Genomic DNA, 16,587 nt, shown 5'->3' with positions numbered 1-16,587 from the left:
TCGTGCGCTTTTTTGTTGCGATGGTTTGTCGTTTAGTCGAATTGGTAACTTTCGGGTATGACGACAATACCTTTGTCTGAGATTTTAAATCGCTTCGCATCTTCTAGTTTGTTGATGCCAATTTGAGTATGTGGCGGAATACGAACATGTTTATCAACTATGCAGTTGACCAACTGACTTCCTTCACCGACCTCTACGTCATCAAAAATGATGGAATCGACTACCGTGGCACTGTCTTGAATGCGTACGTTAGAGGAAATAATGGAATGCTGTACTGAGCCTCCAGAATTGATGACACCGGTAGCAATGATGGAGTTAATAAAAATACCTTCATTGCCCGTGGCTGACGATACAGTACGAGCTGGTGGAAACTGCGGCTCGTAAGTACGAATCGCCCAATTGGATTGATATAGGTTCATTGGTGGTACTGGCTCTAGCAGATCCATATTCGCTTCATAGAAGGAATCAATGGTACCCACGTCGCGCCAGTAGCAATCCTTATCAACGCGCCCTTTACTGCCACAAAATTGATAAGCATAAACGGATTCCGTATCAATCAGCTTAGGTATGATGTCTTTTCCGAAGTCATGGCTTGATGAATCGAGTTTTGAGTCGTCTTCGAGTGCTTCTTTTAAAACATCCATGTCAAAGATATAAATCCCCATGGAAACGAGGCTTCTGGTTTTACTTCCTGGAAGGGTAGGTGGGCATTCTGGTTTTTCTATAAATGAAGTAACTAGCCCGTTTTCTGCGGTGCCCATTACCCCGAATGCTGAAGCATCCTCTACGGGAACATCCATACAGGCAACGGTGAGCTTAGCACCTTTCTCTTTATGCTCTTCAAGCATCGCGGCGTAGTCCATTCGATAGATATGATCGCCGGATAACACAACCACATACTTCGCGTCATTGCGCGATAGTAACCACATGTTGTGATAAATCGCATCAGCGGTTCCTTCATACCATGCACCACCTTTGCGCATTTGAGGTGGAACCGCAGTAATGTACTCGCCAAGCTCTGGATTGAATATCGACCAACCATCTCGCAAGTGTTTTTGAAGTGAATGAGATTTGTATTGGGTCAAAACAAGGATTTTACGTAAACCTGAGTGTAAACAGTTGGTTAGTGTGAAATCTATAATTCTATACTTTCCGCCAAAAGGTACTGCTGGCTTGGTTCTATCATCGGTGAGTGGGCTGAGTCTAGACCCCATCCCTCCAGCTAAAATTACGGCGAGTGCGTCTTCCATATTGTTCCCTTTCCCTTTTTTGCATGCATCAAAACGGTGCTAACCAGGAGGAAGTGGTTTACAGCGCAGGGGTTTTGAAAATGCTTCTGCTGATGTGTTTACTACTGCAAACTTTAGTACAAGATTCGAGCCATAGAATATCTCTTTAAAAATCAAAGGGGTTAAAAGTTCATCGCAAGGCAATTGCACCACATTGGTGAAGTGCTAAGTAGGCCGTGCATCAAATTGGCGCAAGATTATAGGGAAGGGGAGAAAATAAGTATGGATTTACAATGTAAAGTGGAGATAAAACAGTAAGATAAAGATAATCAAGCACGCCTCTTCGTCTGTCCAAAGTGAGTGGATATAGAAGTAAACCACTCACTCTTTAAACGTGCTTCCTTTATAGTCAGCTATACGTTGACGTTACACTAAGAGAGACCGACGATATTTCCTTCATCATCAAGGTCTAAATTCATAAATGCAGGTTTATCAGGCAAACCTGGCATTGTCATCACCGTACCGGACAACGCATACACAAACCCAGCGCCAGCACACAGACGTAACTCGCGTATAGGGACGGTAAAACCTGTTGGCGCGCCTTTGACAGCGGAATCTGTTGTTATCGATAATGGGGTTTTCGCTATGCAAACCGCTAAGTTGTTAAAACCTAGATTTTCAAAATGGTTGAGCTGTTCAGTAGCAAGAGAACTCATTTTTATATTGGCGGCACCATAGCCAGCTTCACACACAGCCATAAGTTTTTCGTGTAACGATTGTTCTTTACTGTATAAAGGACGAAACTCTGTAGGCTGGGCACAAGCGTCAATAACATGTTGAGCTAACTGAGTTGTGCCTTGCCCGCCTTGCGCAAAAGCGGTGCTGATAGCGACTTTAACTTCCGGATTAAATTTCTGAGCCAGCTCTTTAAGTATTTTAAGCTCTTTCTCACAATCTTGCGGAAACTGGTTAATAGCGACAACAGCTGGAATGCCATATTTATGGACGTTATTAATGTGCCATTTTAAGTTTTCAAATCCCGCTTCCAATGCTGCTTGGTCTGGATTAAAAATGGAATCTGGAATGGCCATACCTGGTCGTAAATCGTAGTGTCCAGAATTTGCTTTGAGGCCGCGTAATGTCGCTACTATCACTACACAATCTGGCGCCTTGCTGGTGGCGGCAGCTTTAATGTTACACGCTTTCTCAAATCCCATGTCCGAACCAAACCCCGCCTCTGTTACGGTGTAACTTGATAGTTTTAGCGCGATATCGTCGGCAATAATGGATGAATTTCCATGGGCGATGTTTGCAAACGGGCCTGCGTGAATCAACGTAGGAACGCCTTCCAGAGTTTGCATCAGTGTCGGTGCTATGGCCTCTTTTAATGTCACTGCCATTGCTCCTGCAACTTGCAGATCCTCAGTGGTTACCGGGTTTCCGTTCAAATCGTACGCTACGACAATTTTCCCAATACGCTGACGTAAATCTTTCAAATCTTTAGCCAGTGCAATGATAGCCATTAACTCAGACGCGGCAGAAATATCGAACCCTTCGTCGCGTTCGTATCCATTGATGACTTTTCCTGGCTCATTTAGCCCAATTTTGACTTTACGTAGTGCACGATCATTATGGTCCATTACTCGTTTCCAAGTAATGCTTGCCGTATCGATTTTAAGTGCCTTTAATCCAGTACGTGCTTCAAAGGCATCATAGCCTTCGCGTTGTTCATGATACAAGCGAGCATCAAGCGCGGCTGAAGCTAGATTATGCGCCGCCGTCACCGCATGGATGTCACCAGTAAGGTGTAAGTTCAGTTCTTCCATTGGAGCAACTTGGGAATAACCACCGCCAGCAGCACCGCCTTTAATACCGAATACAGGCCCCATAGAAGGTTGTCTAATACATGCGATAACGGATTGTCTAAGCTTAGCTAAACCTTGCGCCAGTCCGACAGTTGTAACGGTTTTTCCTTCGCCAAGTGGGGTAGGAGTGATCGCAGTAACAAGCACAAGCTTACCGTTATCATTCTCTTTTAGCCGCTCCAAACATTTTGGATGGACTTTGGCTTTGTGCTTCCCGTGAGTGTCATATTCTTCGGGTAGTAACCCTACTTTTTCCGCAATAACATCAATAGAAGAAAGTGGTGTGTTTCGGCAAATTTCAATATCTGACTGCATGGATAATCCCTAAAGTGACTCGCAGGTAGTGTTGAAAAACAATCTGAGTTGGAGCAAGTATTATTGTTGGGCAAACGTTTGCTCGGTGATAGTACAGTTTCGATTCGGTATGTAAAGAGTTTACTGCTCTATACTGTGCTACATACTAACAAAATCTACTATTTACTGCGCCAGATCAAAACAAAAAGGCCACCAAATGGTGACCTTGATGTATTTTTAGCTTTAAAGCTGTGATCTTAACGATCCCAGTAAGTTTCTTCTAAGCTATCTTCTCGTTCAGGAAGTGCTCGCGATAGGCGAGGAGAGTGTTGCGTCAACACTTCATAGCTTACTCGGTTTGCATATTTACAGATCTGAGAAAGTGATGAGTAAGTCAAACAGCGTACTTCGTGCTTTTCTGAGTTAGGCACTTCTTTTTGATGGAAAGAGTTTGCAGCCATATCATGCAGTAAAGCAGAAAGCGCCGCATCACCTGCGCCGTTGGTGTTCTTAATCTCTAGTGGACCACCTAGGTAAGGACCAATGTAAGAGTATACCTTCATTGGCTTCTCACAATCTCCTTTACGCATCGCACGACTAAATTCGTATTGGTTAAAGGCTTCAATTGAACCTTCAAGAATGTCGTGTGTGGTTTCTCGTTTTACTTTTTCGTCGGTGTAACCTGCCATGTATAGGCCATTTGGCCCTGCAGTACATAGAACAAGATCGACCCACTCAAGTGCTTTATCAGCAGCCGCAAGCGGTTCTGTCTCGCCTGTTAATGCGGCGCCTTCTTCTTCATTCATTGCAACAACAGATATGTTCTCGCGAATGTACTCTTGCCACCACTGCGCGTTACCTTCGATAACGTATTTCGTGCCTAAAGTCAGTACAACAGGGACATCGTGCTTCTTGGCAAAGTCGATTGCTTTTTGTACCGCTTTCGGCATTGGATCCTCTTCTTTGCCGCGCATGAGGTAAGAAGAAACAACCAGAGCTGATGCTTTCTCAAAGATCTCTTCAGGAATGCTTTCTGGAAGTAGTTGGTTCATGTGACCTTCATTGATAGCAAATGTGCGTTCGCCATCTTGAGAAATCAAGGTATAACAACGACCAATAGGACCATCTACCGTTTGTAGGTGGTTGAGGTTCATGCGTGAAGACGTGCGGCAAAGGTAACGGTAAGCAAAAGAACCAACTTGAATGTTCTTGGACATCACACCGAGCAAAACGGATTTGCTATCCGCCAATACTGAGTAATTGTGGAGCGTGTTGCCAATCGTGTCACCTGGGTATTGGTGTGTGATCAGGCCTTGCTCAACCAGTTCTTCGTAAAGTGCATCTGCTTTGCTTTCTTCAAGAACGAGTGAATGTCCTTTACTTAGGTTGTATTTTTCTAAAAACGCATCATCTACACGCGCTTCGATATCTACGATGGTTTGACCGACACCAACAATAGTTGGGCGATATAGCTTAGGCGCTTGTCGGATTTGGTTTACTAATGGATCTCGAGCGTGAGTTGGGAAGTAGTGTTTAGATTTACGCTGACCAGGAAACTTCATGCTTGTTCTTGAGTGAGAAAAAAAAGAGGCGGGATTGTATCACAAAAAAATGAAAATCGTGGCGTTTTATTACAAAGAAGTTTGCCCGCTGAAAAAATCAGCGAGCTGGAGAAATTGCGACCAAGATAGCCTAAATTGCTGATGCTTATAGTACTACAATTGGTCGCTTTTCAGATTGTTGATCGGTTATTTTCTTTAACAACGAGCTTGGAGCTACCCAAAATTAGCTGCGTTACTTTTTCACTTCAGTAGGCTCAACGTAAGCCTTGGTACCCCAAAGTGGAACTGTCGATAGGCTGTGCTTAAAGCTACCGTCTGTCTCTTTTGTTGTGTAAGATAGGTAGAGTAAGGTTTGGTTGTCTGCATCATAAATTCGGCGAACCTTCATTGTTTTGAAGAAAATACTTTTTGACTTCTTAAATACAATTTCGCCAGACTTACTTTTATCTATTTTTGCAATCATTTCCGGCGTGATTTCGCCAGTCTGACGACATGATATTGAGCTGTCACTTGGATCCGCTAAGCTAAAATCGGCTTCGATAGAAGCTATATGACACGTTACCCCCGTGACTACCTCGTCTTTTAATTCACCTACTTTGATGTCTTTCAAAGTAAACCAACCGAGTCCTACATCAGCAACATCGTTATCTGAACAACCAACCAGCGTAGTAGCAAGCAATGCACTTAACAGCATCTTTTTCATTATTTTTGTCCTTAACTAGGAAAGATATTGATGAAATCTATCAGAGGTTTGCAACTAAAACAAAATTTAGCCAAGGAAAGGTCTACGTACGCTAGGTTTGTTGTGAGCTTCATGCTAATGTACTGCTCTAAACGAAATGATGAGTTAGAGTGACCATACTTTCTCCCAATATGTTTGACTTTATATCGCTTGTCGCTCTGTCTAAGCTTCACTCTATGTGAGAATGAAACACTCTGCACATTTCGTTTTGCAACTAAGGTATCAAAATGAATGAACAACAGTTAGCCAGTATCGAGCGTAAAAATGCATGGCTGTATGATCTGGTTGAAGTTGAATTTCCAACACCAGAGAGTCTGAAAGGGCGTGATGTCTATTTCAAAGCACTAGAACAAGCAACCTATCAAGTGGTCGACAAAGACACGCTACTTGAGAGTAATTCTGAATTTAGCTCTGACGATATTTTTCTGGTCGATTTTCACCGACTTACTATCATGTTTTCTGTCCTGCAGTCTCAGCGTTGGGATCAACAGTACGATAAAGATATGATTGTGGAATATCTCACTCAGATAATTCTAACGCCAGATTTTGAATTATATGTTGGTTTTAAATCTGGAGCTCCAATTGGTGCCGCTATTATTAGCCACCTTGAAGGAAACACGCTTATCTCTGATGTCGCGGTTTCTGAATCAAAATACAAGAGTTCGTTTGTGGCGGATCTTGCTAAAAGACTAAGTACCGAACACAAGCTTTTAGATTCGGTGATTATTGAAAGCTAATTTGTGCACTCAAATGCATAAAAAGCAAAGCAAGATGACGATAGGTGATCTTGCTTAGAAAAAATGTAATTGCTCCCCTCTATTTCCATGAAATGCCAAGCTCGTCGTTTCAACAATCCCAAACTTAAATAAGATTAAGCCAACATTTTTAAAATCAGCTAGGGCATTAGCCTTTAAGATGTCTGGAGATGGCTATGGCAATTACCAATATTAAGTGCGTGATATTTGATTGTGATGGTACGTTGGTCGATAGTGAACGATTGTGTTGCCAAGCTCTCGTCAATGTATTTAACCTGCATGGCGCAGAATTAACGATGGAAGAGTGCGTTTCTCATTTTAAAGGAGGAAAGCTCGCTGACATCCTTTTAGATACTAAAGAGCTGAAAGATATCAAAGTCCCTATTGATATCTTAGAGCCGCAATACCGTGAAGAAGTCCAGTCTCTTTTTGTTCGCCACTTACAGCCGATGGATGGCGCAAAGCGATTAATTCAGTTTTTAGATTCACATAATATCGAATATTGTGTCGCGTCCAATGGGCCGAAAGATAAAATAGAATACGCATTGGAGTTAACAGGATTGCTCGATGCTTTCCAGGGGAAAGTGTTCTCTGCATTCGATGCGAATAGTTGGAAGCCTGAACCTGACTTAATTATGTACAGTGCAATGAGCATGGGCTTTTTACCGAGCGACTGTCTTTATATTGATGACACACCTAAAGGCGTAGAAGCGGGATTAAACGCTGGCATTAAAACCGTACAGCTATTTAATGGTGAGGCAATCAATCGTGTTGATGATGAACGCGTAATTCGCATTCAACATTTAGATGAATTAAAAGAGCAGCTATTTAGCTGCTCTGTTTAATCTCTTAATGGCACACCGTACTTAAGCTATGGATATGTTTAAGTTTGGACTGTAGGTAAGGGGTTTGATGTAGGCATTGGATGGATGAGAAGCTTTTTGTATGAAATCCGCAAGCAGCGCATGTGAATTTCTCTCCATCCGATGAAATGAGATATTCATCCCCCTGGCAGAGAGGGCAACTTAGGTTTTCGATGTCTTTTGTATCTTTGTAATTATTCATATTGTTTTCCAGCAGCAAATTGGAATTGGCAGGATTAAGCATAGCGGAACGCTTTGTTTATGAACATTATTTCATCAGGTACAGCGAGAACTTGAGATTCACTTCAAATATCCACTTGTGTGTAGTAGAAAATATCGACGATAACGGCTGAAAACGGTTTAAAGAAAAGGGCTCCTGAGGAGCCCTTGTTGATCATAAATGCTGCAAAGTTATGCTGTGCGGTAGCGTTGTAATACCTCACCAAGAGACACTGACGCCTGAGTGAGATTAGCTACCCCTACGGTAGATTGCTCTGCAACTTCTCTGATTGTGCTCGACTGGCTGCGAATTTCTGAAAGCTCAGATGCAATATCGTTGGCGACTGCGCTTTGTTCTTCTGCTGAGGTGGAAATTTGGATACTCATGTCCATCAATGAGCGTGCGGATTCAGCAATAGACGTCACATCATGACCAATTTCATCAATAAGCTGGCTACTGGTTTGCGCTTGTTGAACGGTTCGATCAGTGATTGAAGCAATGTTCTGGCTCTCGGTTTGTAGTTTCTCAATCATGGCTTGAATTTCTACTGTTGCCTGTTGAGTTCGGCTTGCCAATGTACGCACTTCATCAGCAACCACAGCAAATCCACGACCTTGCTCCCCGGCGCGTGCCGCTTCAATTGCCGCATTCAGAGCCAATAGGTTGGTTTGTTCTGAAATGGCATTGATCGTTGTAATAACGTCATTAATCTGCGTCGTGTTCTCATTTAAGTTGGTTACTGACGTGGAAGCCTGTTCAATATAGCTGGATAACGTCTCAATTTCTCCAATCACATTTTGCACGCGATTTCTGCTTATCTCGATCTTTTGAGCATCCTGATCGGATTGCATCGTCGCTTGTTGGGAAATGCTGGATACTTCTTTTGCAGAGGCTGTCATTTCTTCCATTGCTGTCGCGACGGAATCGAGTGTTTGATATTGATGAGATATCTGCGTTTCGCTCAACTGCATATCTTTTTCGAATGCAGAAGATGTCTCACTCAATGTAGCCGCATTATTTTTCACACTGTTAACCAGTTCACTTAAGGTGTCCATAGATTTATCTAACGCGCAACCAATGGTGCCAAACTCGTCTCGGCCAGGATGAAAACCAAGGCGAGAGGTTAAATCACCTTCACCAATTTTTTCGGTTGTCGTATATAAAACCCACAGGGCGCCTCCTATAAAGGTCGCAACCCAGTAAGAGAAAAGGGCAAAAGGAACAACCCATAAAAAGCTGAGTAACAGAGAGGTTAAGGCTGACGACTTTGCAGATTCGTATTGCGCGGATACGTTTTGAGTCAACTTAATCACTTCGCCAGAATGCAACTTTGCATAAGCGGTGACAGAGCCATCAACAAAAGAGCTCTCGCTTACGCGACTTGATTTCGATACGCCGTCAATTTGTGGAACATGACCTGGTTGAGCGTCAACAATACCAGAAAGTTTCGCTTCGCTAGCAGAAATCGCTTGTTGTTTAAATTGTTGTATTTCATTGAAGTAGCGGCTTCCAGCCACAGAAGTGAGGGCTACTAAAAACAGCAGGAATATAACCCATATTTTGTCGTTGATAGACATCTTGATAAACAGCCTGTCTATCGTTCTAAACTCAACTTCTCTCATTTAAAGCTCCATTAGAGATAAAAGATATTGACCAAATCTATTGCTATATCGAAACAAAATATGCGAAGTTAATCAGCAAAATATGTAACGAAAACTAAATTTAGTTTAAGAAATGAGATCTAAGGACGCCTATAACGGTATGTTATATCTTTAAATTGACATAAATATTGATAAAAGAGCTATTTCTCTGAAGTGCTAAGTAGATATGAAATCTGGTTGCAAACGTTTACTTTTGATTCTGCTCATAGGTTTTTAAATCTTTACTTCTCGCTGTCATGAATGTGTCATATAAAGACTATAAAAAGGAGTTGTTGATGTGGATATGGCAAGGCCAAGCCGTCAGCAAGTACAAGCAAGAGAGCTTAAAATAAAGGAGGTCACAATGAGCGACCAATACCAAAACGATGAGAGCCTAGAGCTGCTAGATGCGCTTGAAATTGGCATTATCTTGTCGGAATACGTTGGCTCAGACAACGAAGCCGAATAGCGGAACATTCTCATCTCGTCGTAATTGACGTTATACTAAGTTCATGTCACACCAAGCCTTAAAGGCCAAAACTGGCGTCGGATGAACTTTCTAGCCCACCTGCATATAGCAGACCACTGTAACAGCCATTTATTGGGAAACTTGCTTGGAGACTTCGTAAAAGGAGATCCAAGCAAGCTGTATGAACGTGATATCTCTAACGGCATCAAATTACATAGATTTGTTGACCGCATTACTGATCACCATCCTATTGTTAACGAATGCAAACCTCACTTCAAAGGTACTGCGCGGCGCTTTGCCCCTATCGCTCTCGATATGTTCTGGGACCATTGTCTCGCAAAACACTGGAACGACTTTTATGCCGCACCTCTCGAACACTTTGTCGATTCGGCATACGAGCGAGTAAACCGTGACGTTAATGAACATTTGCCGCCGCGCTTTTTGGTGCTCCACAGCCGGATGTGGCACGGTCGATGGCTTCAGTCATACCAAGACCTGGATAATATCGAATTTGCACTACATCGAATGTCGCAAAGAAGCCCGAGAATGGCTGACCTTACTACAACATTTAGAGTGATTGAGAGTGATTACACAGTATTGGAAGAGAAGTTCTCGACACTCTATCGAGACGTTTTACGCCAGTCGTATGATTTTCAACAACATCTTATTGATTCAGCCCAATGAAATAGAAAAGTAGTATGGCTATTGGGGCTCTGGTAAACTCTGCGCTCCAAAAATAATGAGGTTACACATGTCTGTTAATTTTGCTGACTTAGGTATTGAACAAAAGCTAATCGAGACGCTAAGCAATCTAAATATCGTGACGCCAACACCAGTGCAAGAAAAGTCTATTCCACATGTCCTTGAAGGAAAGAACTTACTTGCTGCTGCACAAACTGGTACGGGGAAAACAGCTGCGTTTGGTTTACCTATTATACAAACCGTTCAGCAAAAGAAACTCAACGGTACGCCTCAAGCATTGGTTTTGGTTCCAACACGCGAGCTTGCGCAGCAGGTATTTGATAATTTGAATCAGTACTCTGCACAAACCGAACTTCGCATTGTGTGTGTTTATGGTGGTACAAGCATTGGCGTACAAAAGAGGAAGTTAGAAGAGGGCGCTGATATTTTGATTGCAACACCAGGCCGCCTTTTGGATCATCTGTTTAATGGCAACGTAAACATCTCCAAAACCAGTATGCTCGTTCTAGACGAAGCCGACCGTATGTTAGATATGGGATTCTGGCCTGACTTGCAACGCATCTTCCGACGTTTACCCGCAGAAAAACAGATCCTGTTGTTCTCTGCGACATTTGAAAAGCGAATCAAGACTATTGCGTACAAACTCATGGAATCGCCGGTTGAAGTTGAAGTGTCACCAGCAAACACGACGGCTGAAACGGTAAAACAGATGGTTTATCCGGTAGACAAAAAGCGTAAACGTGAATTATTGGCGTACTTGATTGGCTCGCGCAATTGGCAGCAAGTGCTTGTATTTACAAAAACTAAGCAAGGTAGCGATGAGCTAGCAAAAGAGCTTAAGTTAGATGGCATAAAAGCGGTTTCAATTAACGGGGATAAGTCACAGGGTGCGCGTCAAAGAGCGTTGGATGAGTTCAAACAAGGTAAGGTGCGTGCGTTGATTGCGACAGATGTAGCTGCACGAGGACTGGATATTCAAGAGTTAGAGCAAGTGGTGAACTTTGATATGCCATTTAAAGCCGAAGATTATGTCCACCGTATAGGCCGTACTGGCCGTGCAGGAAAGTCAGGTTTAGCTATCTCTCTAATGAGTCGGGAAGAAGAATATTTATTGCATGCTATCGAGAATTTGCTTGATCAACGCCTACCGCAAGAATGGTTGGCAGGCTTCGAGCCAAGCCTTATAGAAGAAGTCGAGCCTGAGAAAAATGGTAATGGACGCCGTCGAAGCCGTTCATCAGAGAAGCGTAAGCTAAAAGCAAAATTAGCGATTCATAAGAACCGTGGTAAATCACGTAACTCTCGCTAAACCGCACAAACTTTTGTTCTTACATAGTCAGGCTGTTTTTGCCTCTTCATAAACGTCTAACGTTTGCGGGATAGCGAGTAGGTATCCTTGATACATATCGAAACCGAGTTTTTTCATTAAGTTAAGTTGATGCTCGGTTTCAATTCCTTCGATAACGGTTTTAGAACGCAACGTTCTTGCTAGTGATAATGCATCGACTAGAGCTTTCCAGTCACCATTTTCGTATCTCAGCATTAACGAGCGATCCATTTTTATTATGTCTGGACGAACGCCTTTAACTCGTTCAATTGTCGATGCATTGACGCCATAATCGTCGATCGCCAATTTAAACCCGCCTTGACTTAATTCACGAGCTGCTTGCGACAAAGAGGACTCGTCTTCTACGTTCAACTCAAGCAACTCCATGACGATTTGTTCATTTACTAAATGAGATTGATGAATGGTTTGTTTTAGCAGCCTATTGTACGTGATGTCTCTGGCTAGTATTTTTGCTGCTTCTGGTAATACATTAAGAAACAGTTGTTTATTGTGAAAGTGAGATTGGGCAAAGTTTTTGATATGAATTAGGCGACTTAAGCGTTCAACATTGAGTAGGTCTTGAGCGGAAATGGTTTTTGATTGGAAAAACTGATCTGGCCTGATCATGGCGCCATTAGCATTGGTAATTCTTACTAGTGCCTCAAGTCCAACGATAGAAATCTCTTTTTTATATATAGGTTGAAAGACACTTCGAAGAGTGAGCTTTGCGTATTTCGCAATATATTGCCCGTCGGCTTGTTTACGGATGCAACTAAGGAGTTGCGAGGTGCTCATCATTGTTACAACAACCTAAATCAATGCTTCTACATCAGCGCCATCGCGCTAATTTTTTATTTCATTGGCAGTGAATCTAAGTGGGCTCATGAACTCAAGCAAGAACGATGGTAAGAGATGATTAGATTTGTCGAGTGATATCAAACAAATTGATGAAATGACTGACAATCTTCCTATTGCAATTTGATGTTACCATTGTAGTACGGCATACAGTTGCAAATATTTTCTGACTAACTGCTGTTTATTCGAGCGACGTAAAGGATGACCAAACTTAATGTAACAAGGACTAATGCCAAATCGAGTGTCTAACGATTGCGTGAGCTGCGATTCGCTAGTGTACAGCGTGATGCCTTGCTCCGTGTATTCGTTGATCTGATCGGGCAGTTCTCCCATCCACCAATGAAGCAACTCTCGGCTCGTTTTGCTGCGACTGATCCAATGATCACAAACTAAAAAGAGTAGATCATTCGGTTGCAGCGCATAACCATATTCGCTTTGCCATTCCGTAATTGATGAGAGTAAGTTCTCTCGACAAGATTTTCCCGCACTGACCATATGATGGCTCAGGACCCAAACCGTGCCTATTTCAGATGAAATACGGTAGTGATGAGGAAGGTCCGGAGTATTTAAAACTTCAATTGGTTTTACCACGCAGTTGTATCCGAAGTGACGGAAAGTGTGTTCCATTCTTCTTGAAAACGCGAGACCAAGATGATGCTCACTCATGCCTTGGTTATGTACCGCAGGGTAATGCTTTTCACACAGCTTAAGACAGTCGTCTTGAAAATCATTAACACTTTGAATCACTAGGTCGAGTAGCAAAGAATATCCCTTAATAATTAACAAAACGAACTGCAAAAGGTTAGCATAGTCTTTTGAGAATAGACTAATTTACTTCGGCAACTTCTTGATCTAAACACCAAATTTCTCACAAATGATCGCGCCTACTCTTTAAGAGAGCAAGACGATAGAAGCACACATAGAACAAAATTCTGAAAAAGGGCAAAGATGATAAAGTTAGAACGTGCGCAAAAAGAAACGCTGGCAACCGCCATTCAAGATTATATGCAGGACGAACTAGATGTTGAGATTGGCCAGTTCGATAGTGAATTTCTTATTGATTTCATTACAGAAAAACTAGGGCCAATTTATTACAACAAGGGGGTGGAAGATGCAAAATCACTGGTTGAACGTAGAATGTTAGAAGTGTCCGAAGAGCTGTATGAGATAGAACAAGAAGTTAAGCTGTAAGTTTCAGTTTTATAAACGATTTAAAGTTCCTTCAAAAAATTCGAACAACTTGATAGATAAGGTACCATTGGCTGGATGTAAATGATGGTAAATAATCTGTTTCATATGACGTAAATAGGTTAATGTAGTGTTTCTTGCTCAACATTAACTTAGGAATATATCTAGGAACTTGAGATGGATACACTGGTAAAGAATTACAACCTTACTGCACGCGTGATGCACTGGTTATCTGCGCTGTGCATTATTGGTCTATTTGCAGTGGGTTTGTGGATGGTCGACCTTAGCTATTACAGCGAATGGTATCGAACTGCGCCACATTACCATCGCTCTGTCGGTATTTTACTCGCTATTTTAACTTTGGCACGCATTGTATGGAAACATGTTACGGCGTCACCAAAGGTAGAAGGCAAACCTTACGAAGTGCTTGCTGCTAAAGCAGCTCATGGTGTTATGTACCTACTATTGGTCACCATCTTTGTTTCAGGTTACCTCATTTCAACGTCTGATGGACGCGGTATCGAAGTGTTTAATTGGTTTACCGTGCCAGGAGCGGGAGAGTTATTCCCAGGACAATCAGACATAGCGGGTGAAATTCACTTCTACGCAGCTTGGGCCGTCATCCTGATAGCAGGTTTGCACGCTATTGCTGCGCTTAAACACCACTTTATCGATAAAGACAACACATTAAGAAAAATGTTAGGAGCTTCAAAATGAAAAAGTCACTCTTCGCTACAGGATTAGCTATCGCTATGGCACTACCATTTGGTGCGCAAGCTGCAGATTATGTCATCGATACCAAAGGTGCTCACGCTTCAATTAACTTTAAAGTTAGTCACTTGGGTTACAGCTTCATCAAAGGTCGTTTCAATACATTTTCTGGTGACTTTTCTTTTGATGAGAACAACATTGCTGATTCAAAAGTGAATGTTGTTGTTGATACAACTAGCTTAGACTCCAACCACGCTGAACGTGACAAGCACATTCGTAGTGGTGATTTCATTGATGCTGGCAAATACAGCGAAGCGACCTTTAAAAGCACAAAAGTGGTTGATAAAGGTAATGGCAAGCTAGATGTAACTGGTGATCTAACGCTACACGGTGTTACTCAGCCTATTACTATCGAAGCTGAATTTGTTGGCGCAGGTAGTGACCCATGGGGTGGTGAGCGCGCTGGCTTCGTTGGTAACACTCGCCTTGAGCTTGCTGACTTTGATATCCCAGTAATGGGTGCTTCAAGCTATGTTGATATGGAACTTCATATCGAAGGCGTTAAGAAGTAACGAACTTCTTTTAGATACAGTAAAAGCGCTCTTCAACGAAAGAGCGCTTTTTTATTACCTCAATCACAATTGACAACATTGGCAAGCCAGTCAGTGACAGCGATTGAAAGCCAACAGACGTTGCAAGCGTTTAATGAATTACGCTGTTTCTAACTCGTTTTTTTCTACTAGGTTTAAACGCTCACCAAAAATCGGGCGTAGTGCTGTTAATACTTCAGTACGAGTAACAACACCGACCATCTGGCCATTTTCAAGTACAGGAAGGACTTGTGGCTTGCTCACTTTGATGCTTTTTGCGCGTTCTTCTAAAGATAGAGACGTCATGCGAGTGGCGATGCCCATGCTGCTCGTTGGGTACAACTGCTCTTTATCGATACATAGGAATTCGACAACATCAACTAGACGATCACCAGCATCAATTGCGACCACATCGCGGCTCATGATGTCGACGACTTTTTGGTCTTTCACCGGAATGTAGTCCTCACACCATAGTTCTACCATCACATCGTGAGCAGAGAAGAAACCAACCAATCGATTTTGTACGTCTACAACAGGTGCGCTAGTTACGTTGTTGTCAAGTAGCACATCCAGTGCGATTGCTATCGGTGTTTCTGCACTGATGGTAACTGGTTTTGGGTTCATAATGTCTTTAACAAAAGATGCGTTTTTCATGGTGAAATCCTTAACTGACGAGAGTGTTGTAGTCGTTGTGATAGAAGAGATATTCGCTGCTTTTAGTTCTGGTCGGCGAAAAATACACCAGTTTGCAAGACCAACTAAAACCGCTCCGCCGACGATGTTGCCAAGCGTGACAGGAATTAAGTTAGCGGTAATAAAGTGGCCAATATTTAAGTCTGCGTACTGTGAAGCGGGCACACCGACGGAGGCCCAAAAAGACTCAGGTGCAAAATTCGCGATAACAATGCCAAGTGGAACCATAAACATGTTCGCGACACAGTGTTCAAAGCCACTGCTGACAAACATGGCCACAGGCATGATTGTCATTGCTGCTTTTGTCATTGCATTTGCAGAGCTAAACGTTAACCAAATCGCGAGGCAGACCAATAGGTTACAAAGGATGCCGAGCGCAAACGCCTGAATGAGAGTGTGATGAAGCTTGTGCTGCGCGATGTTAAGCGCATTTAACCCCCATTGACCGCTATCCATTTGATAAAGACCAGCTGCAGTAACTAGCGCAAGTAGGAACATCGCACCAATGAAGTTGCCAACGTAAACCTTGCCCCAAATAGAAAGCATTTTTCCGAACGAGATTTGCTTATTGGCCCATGAGATACTGGAAAGAACTGAGCTGGTAAATAGTTCACCGCCGCAGATCACGATGAGGATCAAGCCCATACTAAATGCTAATCCGCCAGCAAGACGGCTTAAGCCCCAACCAGCGCCAGCGCTGCCAGTAGTCACCGTGATGTAAAACAAGAACGCCAATCCAATGAACGCGCCCGCCATGATGGCAAGACTCAGTGTCATACTGCTGGTTTTGTTTGCTTTACTTAACGCAAATTTTTCCGCTTCAGCCATCATTTCTTTTGGAGAAAAGTACTGGTGATTTTGAGAGCTGGTCACCGCCATATT

At 42.7% G+C, this 16,587-nt stretch carries 15 protein-coding genes; 7 read left to right on the top strand and 8 right to left on the bottom strand.

From position 1 onward, the window contains the following. Positions 1-32 precede the first annotated feature (32 nt). From glgC to ACZ5ZC_RS07750, 4 genes are all read right to left on the bottom strand, one after another. Positions 33-1,250 carry a glucose-1-phosphate adenylyltransferase gene (gene glgC / locus ACZ5ZC_RS07765; RefSeq protein WP_006742254.1) on the bottom strand — a complete coding sequence of 406 codons (1,218 nt, stop codon included), beginning with the start codon at positions 1,248-1,250 and terminating at the stop codon, positions 33-35. Between the two features lie 410 nt (positions 1,251-1,660). Then, a complete protein-coding gene (locus ACZ5ZC_RS07760; RefSeq protein WP_464931574.1) occupies positions 1,661-3,409 on the bottom strand; it encodes a formate--tetrahydrofolate ligase in 1,749 nt (582 codons plus the stop codon). 236 nt (positions 3,410-3,645) lie between these two features. Next, the gene (locus ACZ5ZC_RS07755) at positions 3,646-4,950 is read right to left on the bottom strand and encodes an inosine/guanosine kinase (protein WP_005397615.1); all 1,305 of its coding nucleotides are present in this window, start codon (positions 4,948-4,950) and stop codon (positions 3,646-3,648) included. A gap of 232 nt (positions 4,951-5,182) precedes the next feature. Then, entirely contained in the window at positions 5,183-5,653 is a 471-nt protein-coding gene (locus ACZ5ZC_RS07750) for a CreA family protein (RefSeq protein WP_005397614.1), read from the bottom strand. A gap of 266 nt (positions 5,654-5,919) precedes the next feature. Here ACZ5ZC_RS07750 and ACZ5ZC_RS07745 point away from each other — a divergent pair, with 266 nt between their 5' ends. Together ACZ5ZC_RS07745 and ACZ5ZC_RS07740 are read left to right on the top strand one after the other, a co-directional pair. Beyond that, entirely contained in the window at positions 5,920-6,429 is a 510-nt protein-coding gene (locus ACZ5ZC_RS07745) for a hypothetical protein (protein WP_005397613.1), read from the top strand. A gap of 194 nt (positions 6,430-6,623) precedes the next feature. Next, positions 6,624-7,292: an HAD-IA family hydrolase gene (locus ACZ5ZC_RS07740; protein WP_054867586.1), complete on the top strand. Its 669-nt coding sequence runs from the start codon at positions 6,624-6,626 to the stop codon at positions 7,290-7,292. A gap of 429 nt (positions 7,293-7,721) precedes the next feature. Here the strand turns inward: ACZ5ZC_RS07740 and ACZ5ZC_RS07735 are convergent, their stop codons facing one another. After that, on the bottom strand, positions 7,722-9,152 hold the full coding sequence (locus tag ACZ5ZC_RS07735; RefSeq protein WP_464931573.1) for a methyl-accepting chemotaxis protein: 1,431 nt from the start codon (positions 9,150-9,152) through the stop codon (positions 7,722-7,724). 568 nt (positions 9,153-9,720) lie between these two features. Here ACZ5ZC_RS07735 and ACZ5ZC_RS07730 point away from each other — a divergent pair. Next, positions 9,721-10,323, top strand: a complete 603-nt coding sequence (locus ACZ5ZC_RS07730) for an acyl carrier protein phosphodiesterase (RefSeq protein WP_054867588.1) — start codon at positions 9,721-9,723, stop codon at positions 10,321-10,323. Between the two features lie 67 nt (positions 10,324-10,390). Next, the gene (locus ACZ5ZC_RS07725; RefSeq protein WP_226420632.1) at positions 10,391-11,650 is read left to right on the top strand and encodes a DEAD/DEAH box helicase; all 1,260 of its coding nucleotides are present in this window, start codon (positions 10,391-10,393) and stop codon (positions 11,648-11,650) included. Positions 11,651-11,677: 27 nt separating this feature from the next. Here the strand turns inward: ACZ5ZC_RS07725 and ACZ5ZC_RS07720 are convergent, their stop codons facing one another. After that, complete coding sequence (locus ACZ5ZC_RS07720) at positions 11,678-12,466, bottom strand: EAL domain-containing protein (protein ID WP_054867590.1); 789 nt, start codon at positions 12,464-12,466, stop codon at positions 11,678-11,680. A gap of 186 nt (positions 12,467-12,652) precedes the next feature. Continuing rightward, on the bottom strand, positions 12,653-13,285 hold the full coding sequence (locus ACZ5ZC_RS07715) for a hypothetical protein (RefSeq protein ID WP_464931572.1): 633 nt from the start codon (positions 13,283-13,285) through the stop codon (positions 12,653-12,655). Positions 13,286-13,471: 186 nt separating this feature from the next. Here ACZ5ZC_RS07715 and ACZ5ZC_RS07710 point away from each other — a divergent pair, with 186 nt between their 5' ends. The 3 genes from ACZ5ZC_RS07710 (at position 13,472) to ACZ5ZC_RS07700 (ending at position 14,994) form a co-directional block, all read left to right on the top strand. Continuing rightward, positions 13,472-13,714, top strand: coding sequence for a DUF2164 domain-containing protein (locus ACZ5ZC_RS07710; protein ID WP_005395529.1), 243 nt, complete (start codon positions 13,472-13,474; stop codon positions 13,712-13,714). A gap of 174 nt (positions 13,715-13,888) precedes the next feature. Beyond that, positions 13,889-14,428 (top strand): cytochrome b, encoded by a 540-nt coding sequence (locus tag ACZ5ZC_RS07705; protein WP_012842319.1) that lies wholly within the window; start codon positions 13,889-13,891, stop codon positions 14,426-14,428. Further along, complete coding sequence (locus tag ACZ5ZC_RS07700) at positions 14,425-14,994, top strand: YceI family protein (protein WP_464931571.1); 570 nt, start codon at positions 14,425-14,427, stop codon at positions 14,992-14,994. The genes ACZ5ZC_RS07705 and ACZ5ZC_RS07700 overlap by 4 nt, the downstream gene beginning before the upstream one ends. Before the next feature lie 138 nt (positions 14,995-15,132). Here ACZ5ZC_RS07700 and focA read toward each other — a convergent pair whose 3' ends face one another. Further along, positions 15,133-16,584: a formate transporter FocA gene (focA, locus tag ACZ5ZC_RS07695; protein ID WP_048625025.1), complete on the bottom strand. Its 1,452-nt coding sequence runs from the start codon at positions 16,582-16,584 to the stop codon at positions 15,133-15,135. Positions 16,585-16,587 lie beyond the last annotated feature (3 nt).

It is taken from the genome of Vibrio sp. JCM 18905 (genome assembly GCF_055393305.1).
This window is presented reverse-complemented; position numbering and strand designations above follow the sequence as displayed.